General features: G+C 32.0%; 23 protein-coding genes. 16 read left to right on the forward strand and 7 right to left on the reverse strand.

The window, feature by feature from the left end:
- Window positions 1-12: 12 nt before the first annotated feature.
- Window positions 13-567 carry a 3'-5' exonuclease gene (locus NST10_RS00445; RefSeq protein WP_000613738.1) on the reverse strand — a complete coding sequence of 185 codons (555 nt, stop codon included), beginning with the start codon at window positions 565-567 and terminating at the stop codon, window positions 13-15.
- Between the two features lie 216 nt (window positions 568-783).
- Between NST10_RS00445 and NST10_RS00450 the strand changes: the two genes are divergently transcribed.
- Window positions 784-876, forward strand: coding sequence for a hypothetical protein (locus tag NST10_RS00450; protein ID WP_001790679.1), 93 nt, complete (start codon window positions 784-786; stop codon window positions 874-876).
- An 81-nt stretch (window positions 877-957) separates the two neighbouring features.
- Here the strand turns inward: NST10_RS00450 and ftnA are convergent, their stop codons facing one another.
- Window positions 958-1,458, reverse strand: a complete 501-nt coding sequence (gene ftnA / locus NST10_RS00455; RefSeq protein WP_000949466.1) for an H-type ferritin FtnA — start codon at window positions 1,456-1,458, stop codon at window positions 958-960.
- Window positions 1,459-1,749: 291 nt separating this feature from the next.
- Here ftnA and murT point away from each other — a divergent pair, with 291 nt between their 5' ends.
- The 4 genes from murT to NST10_RS00475 all read left to right on the forward strand — a co-directional run bounded on the left by murT (window position 1,750) and on the right by NST10_RS00475 (window position 4,434).
- Entirely contained in the window at window positions 1,750-3,063 is a 1,314-nt protein-coding gene (gene murT / locus NST10_RS00460) for a lipid II isoglutaminyl synthase subunit MurT (RefSeq protein WP_064133690.1), read from the forward strand.
- 1 nt (window position 3,064) lies between these two features.
- Window positions 3,065-3,796, forward strand: coding sequence for a type 1 glutamine amidotransferase (locus NST10_RS00465; protein ID WP_000544973.1), 732 nt, complete (start codon window positions 3,065-3,067; stop codon window positions 3,794-3,796).
- Window positions 3,797-3,881: 85 nt separating this feature from the next.
- On the forward strand, window positions 3,882-3,992 hold the full coding sequence (locus NST10_RS00470; protein WP_001790257.1) for a hypothetical protein: 111 nt from the start codon (window positions 3,882-3,884) through the stop codon (window positions 3,990-3,992).
- A 28-nt stretch (window positions 3,993-4,020) separates the two neighbouring features.
- Window positions 4,021-4,434 (forward strand): hypothetical protein, encoded by a 414-nt coding sequence (locus tag NST10_RS00475; RefSeq protein WP_001643743.1) that lies wholly within the window; start codon window positions 4,021-4,023, stop codon window positions 4,432-4,434.
- Between the two features lie 188 nt (window positions 4,435-4,622).
- Here NST10_RS00475 and NST10_RS00480 read toward each other — a convergent pair whose 3' ends face one another.
- Window positions 4,623-5,609 (reverse strand): aromatic acid exporter family protein, encoded by a 987-nt coding sequence (locus NST10_RS00480; RefSeq protein WP_001014423.1) that lies wholly within the window; start codon window positions 5,607-5,609, stop codon window positions 4,623-4,625.
- 755 nt (window positions 5,610-6,364) lie between these two features.
- Between NST10_RS00480 and map the strand changes: the two genes are divergently transcribed.
- The 5 genes from map (at window position 6,365) to vraR (ending at window position 10,101) form a co-directional block, all read left to right on the forward strand.
- Window positions 6,365-7,123 (forward strand): type I methionyl aminopeptidase, encoded by a 759-nt coding sequence (gene map, locus NST10_RS00485; protein WP_000636142.1) that lies wholly within the window; start codon window positions 6,365-6,367, stop codon window positions 7,121-7,123.
- A 216-nt stretch (window positions 7,124-7,339) separates the two neighbouring features.
- The gene (locus tag NST10_RS00490) at window positions 7,340-7,726 is read left to right on the forward strand and encodes a hypothetical protein (RefSeq protein ID WP_001110178.1); all 387 of its coding nucleotides are present in this window, start codon (window positions 7,340-7,342) and stop codon (window positions 7,724-7,726) included.
- Between the two features lie 14 nt (window positions 7,727-7,740).
- Window positions 7,741-8,442, forward strand: a complete 702-nt coding sequence (liaF, locus tag NST10_RS00495) for a cell wall-active antibiotics response protein LiaF (RefSeq protein ID WP_000149064.1) — start codon at window positions 7,741-7,743, stop codon at window positions 8,440-8,442.
- Window positions 8,439-9,482 carry a sensor histidine kinase gene (locus NST10_RS00500; RefSeq protein WP_001017131.1) on the forward strand — a complete coding sequence of 348 codons (1,044 nt, stop codon included), beginning with the start codon at window positions 8,439-8,441 and terminating at the stop codon, window positions 9,480-9,482. The genes liaF and NST10_RS00500 overlap by 4 nt, the downstream gene beginning before the upstream one ends.
- Complete coding sequence (gene vraR / locus NST10_RS00505; protein WP_000153535.1) at window positions 9,472-10,101, forward strand: two-component system response regulator VraR; 630 nt, start codon at window positions 9,472-9,474, stop codon at window positions 10,099-10,101. The genes NST10_RS00500 and vraR overlap by 11 nt, the downstream gene beginning before the upstream one ends.
- Before the next feature lie 112 nt (window positions 10,102-10,213).
- On the opposite strand, the gene NST10_RS00510 is transcribed toward vraR, so the two are convergent.
- The 3 genes from NST10_RS00510 to NST10_RS00520 all read right to left on the reverse strand — a co-directional run bounded on the left by NST10_RS00510 (window position 10,214) and on the right by NST10_RS00520 (window position 12,455).
- Window positions 10,214-11,431, reverse strand: a complete 1,218-nt coding sequence (locus NST10_RS00510; RefSeq protein ID WP_000037081.1) for a YihY/virulence factor BrkB family protein — start codon at window positions 11,429-11,431, stop codon at window positions 10,214-10,216.
- A gap of 277 nt (window positions 11,432-11,708) precedes the next feature.
- Window positions 11,709-11,984: a YtxH domain-containing protein gene (locus NST10_RS00515; RefSeq protein WP_000428172.1), complete on the reverse strand. Its 276-nt coding sequence runs from the start codon at window positions 11,982-11,984 to the stop codon at window positions 11,709-11,711.
- A 6-nt stretch (window positions 11,985-11,990) separates the two neighbouring features.
- Window positions 11,991-12,455, reverse strand: coding sequence for a low molecular weight protein-tyrosine-phosphatase (locus NST10_RS00520; RefSeq protein ID WP_000228670.1), 465 nt, complete (start codon window positions 12,453-12,455; stop codon window positions 11,991-11,993).
- Between the two features lie 146 nt (window positions 12,456-12,601).
- On the opposite strand from NST10_RS00520, the gene NST10_RS00525 reads away from it, so the two are divergent.
- The 3 genes from NST10_RS00525 (at window position 12,602) to NST10_RS00535 (ending at window position 14,681) form a co-directional block, all read left to right on the forward strand.
- The gene (locus NST10_RS00525; RefSeq protein WP_000180460.1) at window positions 12,602-12,802 is read left to right on the forward strand and encodes a DUF1128 family protein; all 201 of its coding nucleotides are present in this window, start codon (window positions 12,602-12,604) and stop codon (window positions 12,800-12,802) included.
- Between the two features lie 2 nt (window positions 12,803-12,804).
- Window positions 12,805-14,061 (forward strand): aminopeptidase, encoded by a 1,257-nt coding sequence (locus NST10_RS00530; protein ID WP_001793983.1) that lies wholly within the window; start codon window positions 12,805-12,807, stop codon window positions 14,059-14,061.
- An 89-nt stretch (window positions 14,062-14,150) separates the two neighbouring features.
- The gene (locus NST10_RS00535; protein ID WP_000184383.1) at window positions 14,151-14,681 is read left to right on the forward strand and encodes an acyl-CoA thioesterase; all 531 of its coding nucleotides are present in this window, start codon (window positions 14,151-14,153) and stop codon (window positions 14,679-14,681) included.
- A gap of 259 nt (window positions 14,682-14,940) precedes the next feature.
- On the opposite strand, the gene yfkAB is transcribed toward NST10_RS00535, so the two are convergent.
- On the reverse strand, window positions 14,941-16,092 hold the full coding sequence (gene yfkAB, locus NST10_RS00540) for a radical SAM/CxCxxxxC motif protein YfkAB (protein ID WP_001089600.1): 1,152 nt from the start codon (window positions 16,090-16,092) through the stop codon (window positions 14,941-14,943).
- 223 nt (window positions 16,093-16,315) lie between these two features.
- On the opposite strand from yfkAB, the gene NST10_RS00545 reads away from it, so the two are divergent.
- From NST10_RS00545 to sgtB, 3 genes are all read left to right on the forward strand, one after another.
- On the forward strand, window positions 16,316-16,477 hold the full coding sequence (locus NST10_RS00545) for an SE1561 family protein (RefSeq protein ID WP_001005407.1): 162 nt from the start codon (window positions 16,316-16,318) through the stop codon (window positions 16,475-16,477).
- A gap of 129 nt (window positions 16,478-16,606) precedes the next feature.
- A complete protein-coding gene (locus NST10_RS00550) occupies window positions 16,607-17,122 on the forward strand; it encodes a type 1 glutamine amidotransferase domain-containing protein (RefSeq protein WP_000163281.1) in 516 nt (171 codons plus the stop codon).
- Between the two features lie 340 nt (window positions 17,123-17,462).
- A complete protein-coding gene (sgtB, locus tag NST10_RS00555; RefSeq protein ID WP_000830380.1) occupies window positions 17,463-18,272 on the forward strand; it encodes a monofunctional peptidoglycan glycosyltransferase SgtB in 810 nt (269 codons plus the stop codon).
- Window positions 18,273-18,484 lie beyond the last annotated feature (212 nt).

Raw genomic sequence — 18,484 nt, forward strand, 5'->3', positions numbered from 1 at the left:
TTTTATTTAGTCCTAGCCTTTATCTTTTAGATTTTTACCATAAATATTAGTTACATATGTTAAGTTTTCATAATTTTTCAGTAGCCTAAAAGTAATCATTGCGCATGCTTTGGCATCATTCAATGCATCATGATGACCATGAAAATCTAATTGATAAAACTCCATCATATGTTTTAAACCGTATCGATACGAATCAACGGTTCTTTTAGCAAGTTGATAACTACAAAAGTAAGTTAAATTTGGAGTTGGTAAACCAATATTTTGAATGCTTTGATGTAAGACGTTCATATCAAATGCCGCGTTATGTGCGACAACAGGTAAATCTGCAATAAATTGCATCATATATGGAAATACGTAGTCAAACGTAGGTGCATTTTCAACATCTTCTGGTTGTATGCCATGAACTTTAATATTTTGTTGTGAAAAATAGTCTTGCGGATTCACAAGAGTATGAAATGTTTCTGTTATTTGACTATCAATGACTTTAACCATTCCGACAGAACAAATACTTGTACGTTTACCATTTGCTGTTTCAAAATCAAGTGCAACAAACGCATCTTGTATCATGTAGTCAATCCTTTCAATTAATTAAATGTATATATTAATAAACTTTTTAGTCATTTGCTTACAAACGATACATAATATTATACGTGAAGGTATAACGTGAAATCTATCATTTGGATGTAACTCTGATTAAAAAGTAAATGATGATATGCTTTAAAATCGGTCAAATTAATACAACATTAAATTTAGAGTTATTAACATTAGTAGTTTAAAAAACAAATGACTAAAAATACAATAATTAGCCTTGAAAATGAAAAAACGCAGATCAATGATTCAGAAAATGAATCTAGTGATCTCCGTAAAGCAAAATAATATAGACATTGGGTTATTGTAAGTGACCCAAATGTCTATCATGTCGTATGATATTTATCTGTCTATTGTAGTGATGTTTAATTATTCTTCGTCGAATGTACGAGTGCCAAGTTCTTTTTCGTAAAGATATAATGCATTGCTGTCATCGCCGATACGAGTTAAATAATTGATGTGAGTTTCAAACATTGCTTCTTCTTCGACTTGTTCATCTAAGAACCAGTTTAAGAATGAGATAGTTGCATAATCTTTATCTTGACGAGCGATTTCAGATAAGTTATAGAAACGTCTTGTTACTTCTTGTTCTTGAGATAAGCTGTCTTTGAAAGTTTCTAGTATGCTTGAAAAGTCAATTTTTGGTGCTGAAACTGCTCTGAATTCTGCATGTGCACCTCTGTCGTTAATATAGTTATAAATCTTTTGTCCATGGAAACGTTCTTCTTTAGCTTGTTGAATGAAGAAGTTTGCAAATCCTTCATACGATTCTTTATCACAGTATGCTGCCATTGCCATATATGCGTGCGCTGCAAAGTACTCATGGTTCATTTGATCATTTAATGCTTCTAATAAATTTTTACTTAACATTTTGATACACCTCTTATTTGTAAATTAAAATTACTATGAATTAAACTTAGTATAACAAACTCATTCTCAATTGTAAATAATAATAATTATAATTTAATGACTGATTTTAGCACTCTAATTGAGAAAATGTATCATTTACCGAGATTTAATTGAGAATAAATATCATTTTTAATTATCTAAATGAGAATGATTATAATTTAGAAACACTGTATCAATTTGTGATTGAGAAACTTTTTTGAAGTTGCCTTGTCATGTTATAATGATGCGAGTGGAAATTTGAGGAGGAAACACATGAGACAGTGGACGGCAATCCATCTAGCGAAATTGGCGCGTAAAGCAAGTAGAGCAGTAGGTAAAAGAGGAACAGATTTACCTGGACAAATCGCTAGAAAAGTGGATACAGATATATTAAGAAAATTAGCAGAGCAAGTTGATGATATTGTATTTATCAGTGGAACAAATGGTAAAACAACGACTTCAAACTTAATTGGACATACTTTAAAAGCGAATAATATTCAAATTATACACAATAATGAAGGTGCTAATATGGCTGCAGGTATAACTTCTGCATTCATCATGCAATCAACACCTAAGACTAAAATTGCGGTAATCGAAATTGATGAAGGTTCGATTCCACGTGTGTTAAAAGAAGTTACACCTTCAATGATGGTATTTACTAATTTCTTTAGAGATCAAATGGATCGTTTCGGTGAAATTGATATTATGGTTAATAACATTGCAGAGACAATTAGTAATAAAGGCATCAAATTATTGCTAAATGGTGATGATCCATTTGTGAGTCGTTTGAAAATCGCAAGTGATACGATTGTGTACTATGGTATGAAAGCACATGCCCATGAATTTGAACAAAGTACGATGAATGAAAGTAGATATTGTCCAAACTGTGGTCGCTTATTGCAATATGATTATATTCATTATAATCATATTGGTCATTATCACTGTCAGTGTGGTTTCAAACGAGAGCAAGCAAAATATGAAATATCAAGATTTGATGTGGCACCGTTTTTACATTTAAATATCAATGATGAAAAATATGATATGAAAATAGCAGGTGACTTTAACGCTTATAACGCGTTAGCAGCATATACAGTTTTAAGAGAGCTAGGGTTAAATGAACAAGCAATTAAAAATGGCTTTGAAACGTATACATCAGACAATGGTCGTATGCAGTACTTTAAAAAAGAACGAAAAGAAGCGATGATCAATTTAGCTAAAAACCCTGCAGGAATGAATGCAAGTTTATCAGTTGGTGAACAATTAGAAGGCGAAAAAGTGTATGTTATTTCGCTAAATGATAACGCTGCAGATGGTCGAGATACTTCATGGATTTATGATGCAGATTTCGAAAAATTATCTAAGCAACAAATTGAAGCTATCATCGTGACAGGTACACGAGCAGAAGAACTTCAATTGCGATTGAAGTTAGCAGAGGTTGAAGTACCAATTATAGTTGAGCGTGATATTTATAAAGCAACGGCAAAGACTATGGATTATAAAGGTTTCACAGTTGCAATACCAAACTATACATCATTAGCGCCTATGCTTGAACAATTAAACCGTTCGTTTGAAGGAGGTCAATCATAATATGCATGAATTGACTATTTATCATTTTATGTCAGATAAATTGAATTTATACAGTGATATAGGAAATATTATTGCTTTAAGACAACGTGCAAAAAAACGAAATATTAAAGTTAATGTCGTAGAAATCAATGAAACAGAAGGTATTACCTTTGATGAATGTGATATTTTCTTTATCGGTGGTGGAAGTGATAGAGAACAAGCATTAGCAACAAAAGAACTAAGTAAAATTAAGACACCACTTAAAGAAGCGATTGAAGATGGTATGCCGGGATTAACGATTTGTGGAGGCTATCAATTTTTAGGAAAAAAATATATCACGCCTGATGGTACAGAATTAGAAGGGTTAGGTATTTTAGATTTTTATACTGAATCAAAGACAAACCGATTAACAGGAGATATTGTTATCGAAAGTGATACTTTTGGAACTATTGTAGGTTTTGAAAATCACGGTGGTAGAACATATCATAATTTCGGTACACTTGGTCATGTTACTTTTGGTTATGGTAATAATGATGAAGATAAAAAAGAAGGCATTCATTATAAAAATTTATTAGGTACTTATTTACACGGACCAATTTTACCTAAAAATTACGAAATAACTGATTATCTGTTAGAAAAAGCTTGTGAACGTAAGGGTATTCCGTTTGAGCCTAAAGAAATAGATAATGAAGCGGAAAAGCAAGCGAAACAAGTATTAATAGACAGAGCAAATAGACAGAAGAAGTCTCGTTAACTCTGAACATCGCATCAATGGGTTTAAAATTGATAAACGATGAAGTTTAGTAATTAATCATATATGTATAAACACACACATTATTTTGGATGGAAACAACCAAATTGATGTGTGTTTTTTTGTTCTAGTGAATAATTATTATACAATGAGTATCTATCCTAGAATTATCAATAGTAATGGTGATTATGCAACATGAAAAAATGAATGATGAAAGGAATTTGACGATGAAGCCTACTAAAGTGATATTAAAAGATGCATCTTATTTACATAGCAAAACATCGATAACATTTATTTTAAAAGATGTAGTTATCGAAGAAGATAATAAAATTTATTATTTCGACACTAGTGCAACTTTCGAAGATCAAGAAATTAAATTTGAATTTGCACTTTTTGATAGTGACATGGACAATTTAAAATATATTGAATACGACAATCCAGTTACCGAAATATATTTTATAGAACCTGATTTACATTTTACGATTATTGATTTTAATCAAGAACTGCTTTGTATTTATATTGATTTTGATTCTGGTTTAAGGCATTCAAACATGGTAACAGAATCTGGTGTTTCGTTAAGGATAAACGTTACTAAATCAGGTTTTACTAAATTTATTAATGAATTAGTCTCGTTACATTAATGATTTAAATCTGATACACAATTACAATCAAAAAAGACAGCCACATCCCTCCGTAGTTTAGGCGTGTGGCTATATTTGAGTCTGAATATATATGCTTGTAATTTTAAAAAGGGACATGCTATATACGATAAAATTACTGATAAAGTAAGAATATATCTAATGATTCCAATTAGCATAAGGCACTTAAATTATGCATATCTGCTGTCTAGCAGTCGATAAATCATTAAAACTTCATACAGTATATGACTTTTAATTTGATTTTCACCACTAATTTCAAGTGCTTTTATTGTCGAACGTAAAGTTTCTACAGAATCATCTTCTCTCTTAAATGAACCATCATAAAAAATATCTTTGATGCTACTACTAATTTTTAGCAATGCCATTTTTTCGTCACCTGAAAAGTTAACACGAGTATTTTTAGGCAAGTAAATGATATTTGATAAATGAGTGATAAACAAACGATTCGTATATGCACGTTTAGTTAATTGATTGAGCAATTTCCAATCACATTCTTTTTTCTTATGATAGCTTAATTCATCACGTTGATAACTTATTAACGTTTCAACTTGATTGTTTAAATTGAAAATATTTTTATATGCTTTTTCGCTTTTATCAGATTGCAGTCTTGATAAGATAATTTCTTGGCAGCGATTGTAAAATAATTTATACATCAAGGCATCTGTCTTACTTAATTTTTCTTCGACCTGACCATAATACTTAGGTGGAAACACCATGAAGTTAATTAAACCTGATGTCACGAGTCCAATAATCGCTGTCAATGTTCGAGACAAAAAGTTGAATATGTAGGCATCATGAATACCTGGAATCATAGCTAATGATGTTAGTACAGCAACATTCGTACCAACTTGCAATTTGAGTTTTGTACAGAATAAAATCGTGAACGTCGCACTCAATGCATATGTAAAAGGTGATTGATCGCCGAATAAATATGTAAATAATACTGCAAAGCCTGCACCAATTACCGTAGCAGGTAATCTACGATAACCTTTTATAAGTGATGCCTTGGCAGTTGGTTCAATTGTGACTACAGCTGTTAAAATGGCATAGATGGGTGTTAAATCTAGTGCCATACAAAAGACAGCCGTTAAAAAAATGGCAATACCAGTTTTAATTGTTCTGGCACCAATTAAATGTTTATACCATTGACCGTTCATTTTTTAACCTCTAATCATCGTAAAATCTTAGCGAGCGCTTTATAATAATAGTATCGTACATTGGAAAAGTTCATGTATGTAAAACATTTGAAATAATCATGCTTATGCATTACTTTGACTTTCATATACATTAATCAAAGCTCTGGGCTCCACAATGTTATATTGTTAGTAGTTGACTGAAATAAAATGCACTTGTAACAAGCATTTTTCAATTCTAGTCCGGGGCCCCAACATAGAGAAATTGGAACACCAATTTCTGCAGACAATGCAAGTTGGGGAGGGGCCCCAACACAGAAGCTGACGAAAAGTCAGCTTACGATAATGTGCAGGTTGGCGGGGCCCCAACATAGAGAAATTGGATCTACAATTTCTACAGGCAATGCAAGTTGGGGTGTGGGCCCCAACACAGAGAATTTCGAAAAAAGAAATTCTACAGGCAATGCAGGTTGGGGTGTAGGCCCCAACACAGAGAAATTGGAACACCAATTTCTATAGGCAATGCAAGTTGGCGGGGCCCCAACACAGAAGCTGACAAAAAGTCAGCTTACGATAATGTGCAGGTTGGCGGGGCCCCAACACAGAGAATTTCAAAAAAGAAATTCTACAGGCAATGCAAGTTGGGGACGATTAAGAAATAATTTTCTTTATCACACTATGTCCCACTCACTTTCCAAAATACTAAAGTAACATCTTTAGTATATCAAAGAATTTTTGCTATAATAAGTTATAATTATATAAAAAAGGAACGGGATAAAATGATTGTAAAAACAGAAGAAGAATTACAAGCGTTAAAAGAAATTGGATACATATGCGCTAAAGTGCGCAATACAATGCAAGCTGCAACCAAACCAGGTATCACTACGAAAGAGCTTGATAATATTGCGAAAGAGTTATTTGAAGAATACGGCGCTATTTCAGCGCCAATTCATGATGAAAATTTTCCTGGTCAAACGTGTATTAGTGTTAATGAAGAGGTGGCACATGGGATTCCAAGTAAGCGTGTCATTCGTGAAGGAGATTTAGTAAATATTGATGTATCGGCATTGAAGAATGGCTATTATGCAGATACAGGCATTTCATTTGTCGTTGGAGAATCAGACGATCCAATGAAACAAAAAGTATGTGACGTAGCAACGATGGCATTTGAGAATGCAATTGCAAAAGTAAAACCGGGTACTAAGTTGAGTAACATTGGTAAAGCGGTGCATAATACAGCTAGACAAAATGATTTGAAAGTCATTAAAAACTTAACAGGTCATGGTGTTGGTTTATCATTACATGAAGCGCCAGCACATGTACTTAATTACTTTGATCCAAAAGACAAAACATTATTAACTGAAGGTATGGTATTAGCTATTGAACCGTTTATCTCATCAAATGCATCATTCGTTACAGAAGGTAAAAATGAATGGGCTTTTGAAACGAGCGATAAAAGTTTTGTTGCTCAAATTGAGCATACAGTTATCGTGACTAAGGATGGTCCGATTTTAACGACAAAGATTGAAGAAGAATAGTTCAACATATACTAAGACTAAAGTATGAACATCATTTAGTTCCGGAGCCTATTCATATTGGTTTCGGAACTGTTTTATAATAATTAAGAACACAATCAATGCGTCATTTCAAAAATATGTTGTAATAAAGTAGTTTATAAGCAAACATATCATCGACATCAACGAAGATACATAGCGCATTTGGTACTTTAAAACTTATTATAAAAGGTGATAGTTATGAACTATGTTGAACGTTATATTGAACAGTTTTTGAGAGCAACAGTAAGAAATAATATCAAGCACTACCTTTTAATGTTAGATGAAAAAATGAAAAATTTAGATGATTATATGCATTATTTAATTACTAAAAAAGAACAACTTAGCAAGTTAATTGACAGTCTAATGCTAACATTAGAAAATAAATATATTGATATTGTTGAAGCATTTCAAATTCAATGTGCAAGAGAAATCAATAATCAAGAAATTGAAAATATTAAATCAGAGTTGAATAAAGTTGAAGCATATTATGCACAAATTGAAACTCAAATTCAACAAACTTCAACTGAAAAAATAGCAACAGAAAAAACATCGTATCTAATAAATTATATGAACGCTGTGGCATAGAAAGGCGGCGAAACATGACACACAAATATATATCAACGCAAATGTTGATCATTTTTACTGCATTAATGATTATTGCCAATTTTTACTACATATTTTTTGAAAAAATTGGCTTTTTACTCGTTCTATTATTGGGATGTGTATTAGTTTATGTAGGATATCTTTATTTTCATAAAATACGTGGCCTTTTGGCGTTTTGGATAGGCGCGCTATTAATTGCATTCACATTATTGTCTAATAAGTATACAATCATCATCTTGTTCGTCTTTTTATTACTACTTATTGTGCGTTATTTAATACACAAGTTTAAACCCAAAAAAGTAGTTGCGACGGATGAGGTTATGACTTCACCATCTTTTATTAAACAAAAGTGGTTTGGTGAGCAACGTACACCAGTTTATGTATATAAGTGGGAAGATGTCCAAATTCAACATGGAATTGGCGACCTACATATTGACTTAACAAAAGCTGCAAATATTAAGGAAAATAATACCATTGTTGTTAGACACATTTTAGGTAAAGTGCAGGTTATATTGCCGGTTAATTACAATATTAATTTACATGTAGCTGCTTTTTATGGAAGTACTTACGTGAATGAAAAATCATATAAAGTTGAAAATAACAATATTCATATTGAAGAAATGATGAAACCGGATAACTATACAGTTAATATCTACGTATCAACGTTTATCGGAGACGTAGAGGTGATTTATCGATGAACCACTACATTAGAACAATTGGTTCAATGCTCATCTTAGTATATAGCATGCTAGCTGCATTTCTGTTCATCGATAAAGTTTTTGTAAATATCATCTATTTTCAAGGTATGTTTTATACACAAATATTCGGAATACCAGTCTTTTTATTTTTAAATCTCATCATCATATTATTGTGTATTATTGTTGGTTCGGTACTCGCTTACAAAATCAATCAGCAAAATGATTGGATTAAGACGCAAATTGAGCGTTCAATGGAAGGCGAAACAGTTGGCATTAATGATCAAAATATAGAAATATATAGTGAAACGTTAGACTTATACCATACACTTGTACCTTTAAATCAAGAATTGCATAAGTTGCGACTTAAAACTCAAAACTTAACCAATGAAAATTATAATATTAATGATGTGAAAGTTAAAAAGATTATTGAAGATGAACGTCAAAGACTAGCACGAGAACTTCACGATTCTGTTAGTCAGCAACTTTTTGCGGCAAGTATGATGCTTTCTGCTATCAAAGAAACGAAGTTAGAACCACCATTAGACCAACAAATTCCGATTTTAGAGAAAATGGTTCAAGATTCGCAGCTAGAAATGCGTGCTTTGCTGTTACATTTAAGACCGCTTGGTTTAAAAGACAAATCTTTAGGTGAGGGTATTAAAGATTTAGTTATTGATTTACAAAAAAAAGTGCCAATGAAAGTTGTGCATGAAATACAAGATTTTAAAGTGCCTAAAGGTATTGAAGATCATTTGTTCAGAATTACACAGGAAGCAATTTCGAATACATTGCGTCATTCAAACGGTACAAAAGTGACAGTAGAATTGTTTAATAAAGACGATTATTTATTGTTGAGAATTCAAGACAATGGTAAAGGTTTTAATGTTGATGAAAAATTAGAACAAAGTTATGGACTTAAAAATATGCGTGAAAGAGCTTTGGAAATTGGTGCAACGTTCCATATTGTATCATTGCCAGATTCAGGTACACGTATCGAGGTGAAAGCACCTTTAAATAAGGAGGATTCGTATGACGATTAAAGTATTGTTTGTGGATGATCATGAAATGGTACGTATAGGAATTTCAAGTTATCTATCAACGCAAAGTGATATTGAAGTAGTTGGTGAAGGCGCTTCTGGTAAAGAAGCAATTGCCAAAGCCCATGAGTTGAAGCCAGATTTAATATTAATGGATTTACTTATGGAAGACATGGATGGTGTAGAAGCGACGACTCAGATTAAAAAAGATTTACCGCAAATTAAAGTATTAATGTTAACTAGTTTTATTGAAGATAAAGAGGTATATCGTGCATTAGATGCAGGTGTCGATAGTTACATTTTAAAAACAACAAGTGCAAAAGATATCGCCGATGCAGTTCGTAAAACTTCTAGAGGAGAATCTGTTTTTGAACCGGAAGTTTTAGTGAAAATGCGTAACCGTATGAAAAAGCGCGCAGAGTTATATGAAATGCTTACAGAACGAGAAATGGAAATATTATTATTGATTGCGAAAGGTTACTCAAATCAAGAAATTGCTAGTGCATCGCATATTACTATTAAAACGGTTAAGACACATGTGAGTAACATTTTAAGTAAGTTAGAAGTGCAAGATAGAACACAAGCTGTTATCTATGCATTCCAACATAATTTAATTCAATAGTTCTTATCGAATTAAGAAAAGTTACTTACGCCAATCACAATATAACATCAAATATACACTAAAAAACAGAGGTCTTCGCAATCATTAGCGAAAACCTCTGTTTTGTTGTTATTTAGTCTTTTTTAAGCTTATCAACGATTTTGTCTTTTATATTTTTATCATCTTCTGGATAGGTATCACTAGGATGTTCGTCAACATGATACGTTCGTTGATGTGTTGCATTAGTATCTTCATCATATTCGTACCTAGTGTTCTCATTATAATGATTTTTATTATTGTCATCATGTTCTAATGCTGCTTCTTCAGGTGTTTTACCTTTAATTACACTACGCTGATGAATGATTGCATTGATTTCAGCACCGACAATTATAATAAAACTTGTGATATATAACCATAGTAACAAAATGATGATACCTGCGATACTGCCATATGTTTTAGAATAGTTACCAAAATTTGAAATATACCAACCAAAACCAAATGACCCAGCCAACCAAATAATTGAAGTAAATACTGCACCTGGTAATACTGACTTAAGTTTCGTTTTAACGTTAGGTGCAACCGAATATAACACGATAAATACGATAAATATAATAATGATTGGTAACACAATTCTAATAAGATTAAAAATCCATTTCACTTGTTCGTCAAATCCAAGTGGACCGAATAGGAAATGACTAATTACAGAACCAAGCGTTGGTAATGCTAGAGCAACTACAAACACAACGCCCATAACTACAGTGAAGACAACACTTAGTAGTTTTAATACGATTCCATTACGGCTATCTTCTACATCGTAAGCAACATTGAAAGAATTCATAATTGCAGTCATTCCATTTGAAGCTGACCAAATTGCTAAAATCAAACCGATAGATAATAAGCCACCACTGGAGTTTTGAGTTATATCACCAATTACACTCTTAATTAGAGTAGATGTTTCAGCGGGTGCATTACTTAACATATTAGTAATTTGACTCTGCTTAATATTGAAAAATGGTAATAATGTTAATAGGAAAAGCAACATAGGGAACATAGCAAGTACGAAATGGTAAGTCATTTGCGCTGCTAGTCCTGAGGCATCATCTTTTCCTATGCGATAGATGAGATATGATAAGAAATTAGAGTCTTTCTTATATTTTGCAGGTTTATTTAATCTTGATAAGAAGAAAACCTGATCATCTTTTTTAGGTTTCTTAGATTGGAATTGTTGAGGTTCAATATATGTACGATCAACATCAATTTTGGGATTACTTTTATTTTTCTTTTTTGACTCCTCTTGCGCTTCCTTAACAGAATTAAGGTATTTTGAAGAAGAGTGGTCCTTTTTCGACATGTGCACTCCTTAACCTTTCTCTATGTAATGTTTTATAAAGTAACTATTAGTATTTATCCAATTATAAAAAAACTAAACAATGATATGCTTTAAAAATGATAATATTATAGAATTTAATTGATTTAAATCTTTCATAGGCTATTTTGATTTAAAATTAAAACAAAGGCAATACTGAAACAATGCAGTTTGGCCAATCATTGTATTATCATTTAATAATGATAACTACGAAAGGCGTACACCAAATTGTTAAGTATTACCTTATAAAAACAAAATCATCTTAGCGTTGATTTTTTCTATTAACAAATGTTTCTTTCGCATCCTTTAATGAACGTTCTAATTCAGGATTATTACGACGAATTTCTTCAACAACATCTTTCCAATATAAAACTTCGTCTTTAATCTTGCTGACTTTAGAAGGCTTACGAGTGCGGTTACCATTTTTTGCATCTTTAACTGATTGAACTAAAGCTTGACGTGTAGATTTATCAGCTAAACTAATTGCACCACCAATTACGGCACCAATTAAAATACCAGGAACAAATTTATTTTCCATAAAAAACTACCCCTCTTTCAAATTTGCATCTTTTACGATGTAGTCTATTAAATTATCACAAGATGATAATACCATGTCGTATACACCTTCAAAATTATTCGTGTAGTATGGATCTGGTACATCACTCTCTTCCATATTACTAAATTCTAACAGTTTGAACAATTGTCCCTTAAGATTAGGATTGATAGATTTAATATTATCAACGTTACTTTGATCCATAGCCACAATGTAATCAAAATCATCTGTCGCTTCGAATAATTCACTAATCATGCCATCAAATGGAATATTGTGTTTGTTAAGAATTTTTTGTGTACCTTCATGAGGCGGCTCTCCTAAATTCCAGCTACCAGTACCTCTTGAATGTACTTTTATATCTTGAATATTTCTGTCTTTAAGTCTTTGTCGCATGATTGCTTCTGCCATTGGAGAACGACATATATTGCCAAGACAGACAAATGCTACATCTACCATTTTGATTCCTCCAAACTATGTAGTTATATCCCCATTTTATAGCGACTTTAAACAATAAGAAAGCAGATTATATAAAATTCTATTAAAGTTTATTAAATTGTGATACTTTGATAACATAACTATTATTAGAGGTGAACATTGTGGCTATGACAAATGAAGAGAAAGTATTAGCTATTAGAGAGAAGTTAAATATTGTTAATCAAGGATTATTAGATCCTGAAAAATATAAAAATGCAAATGAAGAAGAATTAACAGATATATATGATTTTGTTCAATCAAGAGAAAGATTGTCGCCAAGTGAAGTGACAGCTATTGCTGACGCTTTAGGACAATTGCGACACGACTAGGAGTGGGAATTTTGACTAATTACAAAGAAAAGTTACAACAATACGCTGAACTATTAGTTAAGGTTGGTATGAATGTTCAACCAAAACAGCCAGTATTTATTAGATCATCAGTAGAAACATTAGAATTAACGCATTTAATTGTAGAAGAAGCTTATCGTTGTGGTGCTTCAGATGTACGTGTTGTATATAGCGATCCAACCTTAAAACGCTTAAAATTTGAAAATGAATCTGTGGAACATTTTGCTAATCATGAGATAAAATCATATGATGTTGAAGCGAGAATGGATTACGTTAAACGTGGCGCTGCTAATTTAGCACTTATTAGTGAAGATCCAGATTTAATGGATGGTATCGATAGCCAAAAATTACAAGCATTTCAACAACAAAACGCACGCGCATTTAAAGGATATATGGAAAGTGTACAAAAAAATCAATTTCCATGGGTCGTAGCTGCTTTTCCATCTAAAGCTTGGGCGAAGAGAGTATATCCTGAACTATCTGTAGAAGAAGCATATATTAAGTTTATTGACGAGGTATTCGATATTGTGCGAATTGATGGTAACGATCCAGTTGAAAATTGGCGTCAACACATCGCTAATTTAAGTGTTTACGCACAAAAATTACAGCAAAAAAATTACCATGCGTTGCATTATGTATCTGAAGGCACTGATTTAACTGTAGGTTTAGCGAAAAATCATATATGGGAAGATGCTACAAGTTATGTTAACGGTAAGGAACAAGCTTTTATTGCTAATATACCAACTGAAGAAGTATTTACAGCACCAGATCGAAATAGAGTAGATGGATATGTTACTAATAAATTGCCTTTAAGTTATAATGGCACAATTATCGATCAATTTAAATTGATGTTTAAAGATGGAGAAATTATTGATTTTTCAGCTGAAAAAGGTGAAGCGGTATTGAAAGATTTAATCAATACAGATGAAGGTTCAAGAAGATTAGGTGAAGTTGCGTTAGTACCTGATGATTCACCGATATCAAATCGTAATACCATTTTTTACAATACTTTATTTGATGAAAATGCAGCATGTCATTTAGCGATTGGATCTGCTTACGCCTTTAATATTCAAGGTGGAACGGAAATGACTGTTGAGGAAAAGATTGCAAGCGGATTAAATGATTCAAACGTACATGTCGACTTCATGATTGGTAGTAGTGATTTGACTATTTATGGCATATTCGAAGATGGTTCAAAAGAACTAGTATTTGAAAATGGAAATTGGGCATCAACATTTTAATAAATGTTATTTTGAGGTGCTGAGTAGGAAATGAAACATGTATTTAAAGGTCAAATACGTGATTAAAGTATAGATTGGGAGATAAAATAATGACAAATCAGGACAGACCAATGAAATCTATGTCAGAATCAAAATGTTATAAAAATAGACAAGTTTTCCCTCAAGATACGAATCACCATCATACAATGTTTGGTGGTACATTGATGGCTAATATTGATGAAATTGCAGCAATCACAGCTATGAAACATGCTGGTGCGCAAGTAGTTACCGCATCTACAGACTCAGTAGATTTCTTAAAGCCGATTAAAACAGGGGACATATTACAATACGTAGCGATGGTTTCATACGCTGGGACAAGTTCGATGGAAGTGGTCGTTCAAATTAGAATTGACGATGTATTTAATAACAAGCATGATTTAGCTGCATTAAGTTACTTAACATTTGTTGCGTTAGATGATGAAGGGAAGCCTAAACATGTACCTGGAGTATATCCAGAAGATGATGTTGAAAAATGGTTTTATGATACAGCACCACAACGTGTTGAACGAAGAAAAGCACGTCGCATTGAAAGTAAACAAACAATTGAATATTTAGCTCAAGTGCAACATATTAGAGACTAAAAATATAAAGACAGATTGTTAAGGATGAATTGAACTGTTATGTTCGAATATTCCACCTACAATCTGTCTTTTTGATTATGCAAATTTATGTTTTTAGTTAAAATTTAACCCTTTTATTATAGACTATTAGTCCTATTAAATGACCTTTATTATTTAAGTAGAGTGCTGCCAGCAATTAATTGTTTTTTATTTTGTAATAGCATTAAAATATGCGGAGACTACTTATCGATAAAGTGCTTCTCCGCATAATTAAGCGTTTTTAAAATTGTATAATTTGTGGTTGTTTGTGCATATGACGCTCATTATCTTTAAAATCCATATTCGGATAGTACATATTTTTAACAAGAACATTTGGTCCTAAACAACTAAACTCGGAACAATGACAATTTAATGATTTAGCAAGATCAGAGGATAACCATTTATCAAATACATCTGTTAATTTATCTTTTTGTATATTCGAAATTGTACCTGTTTCATCTCCGAAATCAGTTACGATTACATTACCTGTAAATACATTGACATTTAAACGACTACGGCCATCCGGGTCATTTCTAGTCGTTACATTTTTAGCAGTTCTTAAACGTGATAGTAACTTTTGATCTTCATCATCTTTTAAGCATGGAAACACAGGCAAAGTACCAAATAACATCCAAATATCTTCATCTCTGAAATCCAATATATCATGAATTGTCTTTTTCATTTCCGCTAGAGTTAACACATTTAATTGACTTGCAAAGTCAGCTGGATACATAGGGTGAATCTCGTGTCTGCTACATTTCATATCATGAACGACTTCTTGATGTATTTTTCGTAAATGTGGTAGCGTACTTTGATTGAGCATTGTTTCCGCAGATACAAACATTCCTTGTTCTGATAATGTACATGCATTCGAAATCATTTGTTCATATAATTTTAACTTAGCTTTTAACGGTGGTTGCTTCTTCATTGCGCCAAAGCCAACATTTGCGAATTCATCAGTTGTTCCCCAGTTATGTGAGATATGCATAACATCGATATATTCAGCAATATCTAAATAACGATCTTGAGGCAATGTTAGGTTTGAATTCATTTGTGTATATATACCTCGATTATGTGCATACTTTAATAGAGGTTTAACAACATTTCTAATAGACTTTTTAGAAAACATTGGTTCGCCACCTGTAATTGACATCGTTCGCAGATTTGGAATTTCATCAAGTCTACGATAAATTAAGTCCATATCTAAAGGCTCGGGGTCGACAGTTTGTAAAGTATAACCAACTGCACAGTGGCTACAACGCATATTACAAAGATTTGTAGTTGTAAATTCGATGTTACTTAAAGTTAATTGGCCATGTTCTTTAACATCGTTATATGCTTCCCATGGATCATTGTGAATGCTAACAGGTTGCTTCAATTTGACGCTATTCATCGTCTTAAACTTCCTTCTTTCTATTTGGTTCATATCGGTATGATACCACTTCGTATTATCACTCGTAACAAATTATCTCTTAATTTTAGTTAATTGAAAAGGGGATTTTTAAAAGTCAAAATAATTTGAATGTCATAAATATAGCTAAGATTATATCGCTTTAACGCAATTTCTGTTAGGATAATAATGAAAAAGAAAACAAAATAAAAGGAGTTAACTTTTTATGAATGAACAGCAAACAATCGAACAGATAAAAGCGCGTTTAAATAAGTTTATTGAGGATATCGATCATGTAAATCCTGATGAAGTACGTGTTGAAGATATAGATGAATGGATTGGATTGTTAGATCAGCTTGAAGAAAAGGTTAAATTAGTATCTAAGTAAATGCCACATAAGATGTGTTAGAGTTAGATATCGCGACAGTCGCTTAATGTTTTTATATCTTGTATGTTTAATCACTGATTTACTTGTCTATAGTATTTATATCAATGATATATAGAAAGGTGATTTTCAATGACTAAAAAAGTAGCAATTATTCTAGCAAACGAATTTGAAGATATAGAATATTCAAGTCCTAAAGAGGCATTAGAGAATGCTGGCTTTAATACTGTAGTGATTGGAGATACTGCAAATAGTGAAGTTTTTGGTAAACACGGTGAAAAAGTTACTGTCGATGTAGGCATTGCAGAAGCTAAACCAGAAGATTATGATGCATTATTAATTCCTGGAGGGTTTTCACCAGATCATTTACGTGGAGATACAGAAGGTCGATATGGCACATTTGCTAAATACTTTACTAAAAATGATGTACCAACATTTGCCATTTGTCATGGGCCACAAATACTAATAGATACAGACGATTTAAAAGGTCGTACGTTAACAGCAGTATTAAATGTACGCAAAGATTTATCAAATGCAGGCGCACATGTAGTTGATGAGTCAGTAGTTGTAGACAACAATATTGTAACAAGTCGAGTACCAGACGATTTAGATGATTTTAATCGAGAAATTGTTAAACAATTACAATAGAAGTATTGTGGTTATCGATTGTTAAAATTTATATATTTTCGTTTGAAATGAAATATGGATTTTAGTTTTAAAAAATGAATAACAAATAAAAGGTCGTCTCTATTGGCATTTAATAGGGATGGTCTTTTATTTTTATAAAATATAACAATATTTGACATGATTAATATTTAAAATCGCAATGATTTATCTATAATCTTTTCAAAAAACAAAAAAGTAAGTATGATGGCGTATACGATTGTAAGCCCTTGGACTGATTTTCCCAAAAAGTGTAGCCTATTTGTGATAGTACTGGTAAACTCAAGGTATATACTAAGTGAGTTTTAAAAGAAGGAGCAAACGCATGAAAAGAAGCGATAGGTACTCAAACTCAAATGAACATTTTGAGCATATGAAACACGAACCTCACTATAATACGTATTATCAACCAGTTGGCAAACCGCCGAAAAAGAAAAAAAGTAAACGAATACTATTGAAAATATTATTAACCATTCTAATCATTATCGCATTGTTTATTGGTATCATGTATTTTTTATCTACACGCGATAATGTGGATGAACTAAGAAAAATTGAAAATAAAAGTAGTTTTGTGTCAGCTGATAACATGCCAGAGTATGTTAAAGGTGCCTTTATTTCAATGGAAGATGAACGATTCTACAATCATCATGGATTTGATTTGAAAGGTACAACTAGAGCTTTATTTTCAACGATTAGCGACAGAGATGTGCAAGGTGGTAGTACCATTACACAACAAGTTGTCAAAAATTATTTTTATGATAATGATCGTTCATTTACTAGAAAAGTAAAAGAATTATTTGTAGCTCATCGAGTTGAAAAACAATATAATAAGAACGAAATTTTAAGCTTTTATTTAAATAATATTTACTTTGGGGATAATCAATATACGCTTGAGGGCGCAGCAAACCATTACTTTGGAACAACCGTGAATAAAAATAGTACAACAATGTCTCACATTACAGTTTTACAAAGCGCTATTTTAGCTAGTAAAGTCAATGCACCTAGCGTATATAATATCAATAATATGTCTGAGAATTTTACGCAACGTGTAAGCACGAACTTAGAAAAAATGAAGCAACAAAATTATATCAATGAAACACAATATCAACAGGCTATGTCACAATTAAATCGTTAAATACTTGCATTCATGTGTAAGATACTTGGAACAATAATGTAGAAGGTATAATTGAAATGCCATAATGATAAAGTTGAATTGTTTCTGCTTAATAAATTTTACAGATTTGCTTGTAATCACACTTTCATTTTAAAAGATGATAGTGTGATTTTTTGTTAGCATCGAAAAATATTTAAAGTTAAACATTTGCTATAGGAAGTGGCTTATTGAAT

Origin of the sequence: Staphylococcus sp. FSL W8-0305 (assembly GCF_037966415.1) — a bacterium.
GTDB lineage: Bacteria > Bacillota > Bacilli > Staphylococcales > Staphylococcaceae > Staphylococcus > Staphylococcus aureus.

What these genes read in the sequence shown, in the direction of transcription:
- NST10_RS00445 (WP_000613738.1), bottom strand. Translation starts at nt 567, where the DNA reads ATGATACAAGATGCGTTTGTTGCACTTGATTTTGAAACAGCAAATGGT.
- NST10_RS00450 (WP_001790679.1), top strand. Translation starts at nt 784, where the DNA reads ATGACTAAAAATACAATAATTAGCCTTGAAAATGAAAAAACGCAGATC.
- ftnA (WP_000949466.1), bottom strand. Translation starts at nt 1,458, where the DNA reads ATGTTAAGTAAAAATTTATTAGAAGCATTAAATGATCAAATGAACCAT.
- murT (WP_064133690.1), top strand. Translation starts at nt 1,750, where the DNA reads ATGAGACAGTGGACGGCAATCCATCTAGCGAAATTGGCGCGTAAAGCA.
- NST10_RS00465 (WP_000544973.1), top strand. Translation starts at nt 3,065, where the DNA reads ATGCATGAATTGACTATTTATCATTTTATGTCAGATAAATTGAATTTA.
- NST10_RS00475 (WP_001643743.1), top strand. Translation starts at nt 4,021, where the DNA reads ATGAAGCCTACTAAAGTGATATTAAAAGATGCATCTTATTTACATAGC.
- NST10_RS00480 (WP_001014423.1), bottom strand. Translation starts at nt 5,609, where the DNA reads ATGAACGGTCAATGGTATAAACATTTAATTGGTGCCAGAACAATTAAA.
- map (WP_000636142.1), top strand. Translation starts at nt 6,365, where the DNA reads ATGATTGTAAAAACAGAAGAAGAATTACAAGCGTTAAAAGAAATTGGA.
- NST10_RS00490 (WP_001110178.1), top strand. Translation starts at nt 7,340, where the DNA reads ATGAACTATGTTGAACGTTATATTGAACAGTTTTTGAGAGCAACAGTA.
- liaF (WP_000149064.1), top strand. Translation starts at nt 7,741, where the DNA reads ATGACACACAAATATATATCAACGCAAATGTTGATCATTTTTACTGCA.
- NST10_RS00500 (WP_001017131.1), top strand. Translation starts at nt 8,439, where the DNA reads ATGAACCACTACATTAGAACAATTGGTTCAATGCTCATCTTAGTATAT.
- vraR (WP_000153535.1), top strand. Translation starts at nt 9,472, where the DNA reads ATGACGATTAAAGTATTGTTTGTGGATGATCATGAAATGGTACGTATA.
- NST10_RS00510 (WP_000037081.1), bottom strand. Translation starts at nt 11,431, where the DNA reads ATGTCGAAAAAGGACCACTCTTCTTCAAAATACCTTAATTCTGTTAAG.
- NST10_RS00515 (WP_000428172.1), bottom strand. Translation starts at nt 11,984, where the DNA reads ATGGAAAATAAATTTGTTCCTGGTATTTTAATTGGTGCCGTAATTGGT.
- NST10_RS00520 (WP_000228670.1), bottom strand. Translation starts at nt 12,455, where the DNA reads ATGGTAGATGTAGCATTTGTCTGTCTTGGCAATATATGTCGTTCTCCA.
- NST10_RS00525 (WP_000180460.1), top strand. Translation starts at nt 12,602, where the DNA reads ATGACAAATGAAGAGAAAGTATTAGCTATTAGAGAGAAGTTAAATATT.
- NST10_RS00535 (WP_000184383.1), top strand. Translation starts at nt 14,151, where the DNA reads ATGACAAATCAGGACAGACCAATGAAATCTATGTCAGAATCAAAATGT.
- yfkAB (WP_001089600.1), bottom strand. Translation starts at nt 16,092, where the DNA reads ATGAATAGCGTCAAATTGAAGCAACCTGTTAGCATTCACAATGATCCA.
- NST10_RS00545 (WP_001005407.1), top strand. Translation starts at nt 16,316, where the DNA reads ATGAATGAACAGCAAACAATCGAACAGATAAAAGCGCGTTTAAATAAG.
- NST10_RS00550 (WP_000163281.1), top strand. Translation starts at nt 16,607, where the DNA reads ATGACTAAAAAAGTAGCAATTATTCTAGCAAACGAATTTGAAGATATA.
- sgtB (WP_000830380.1), top strand. Translation starts at nt 17,463, where the DNA reads ATGAAAAGAAGCGATAGGTACTCAAACTCAAATGAACATTTTGAGCAT.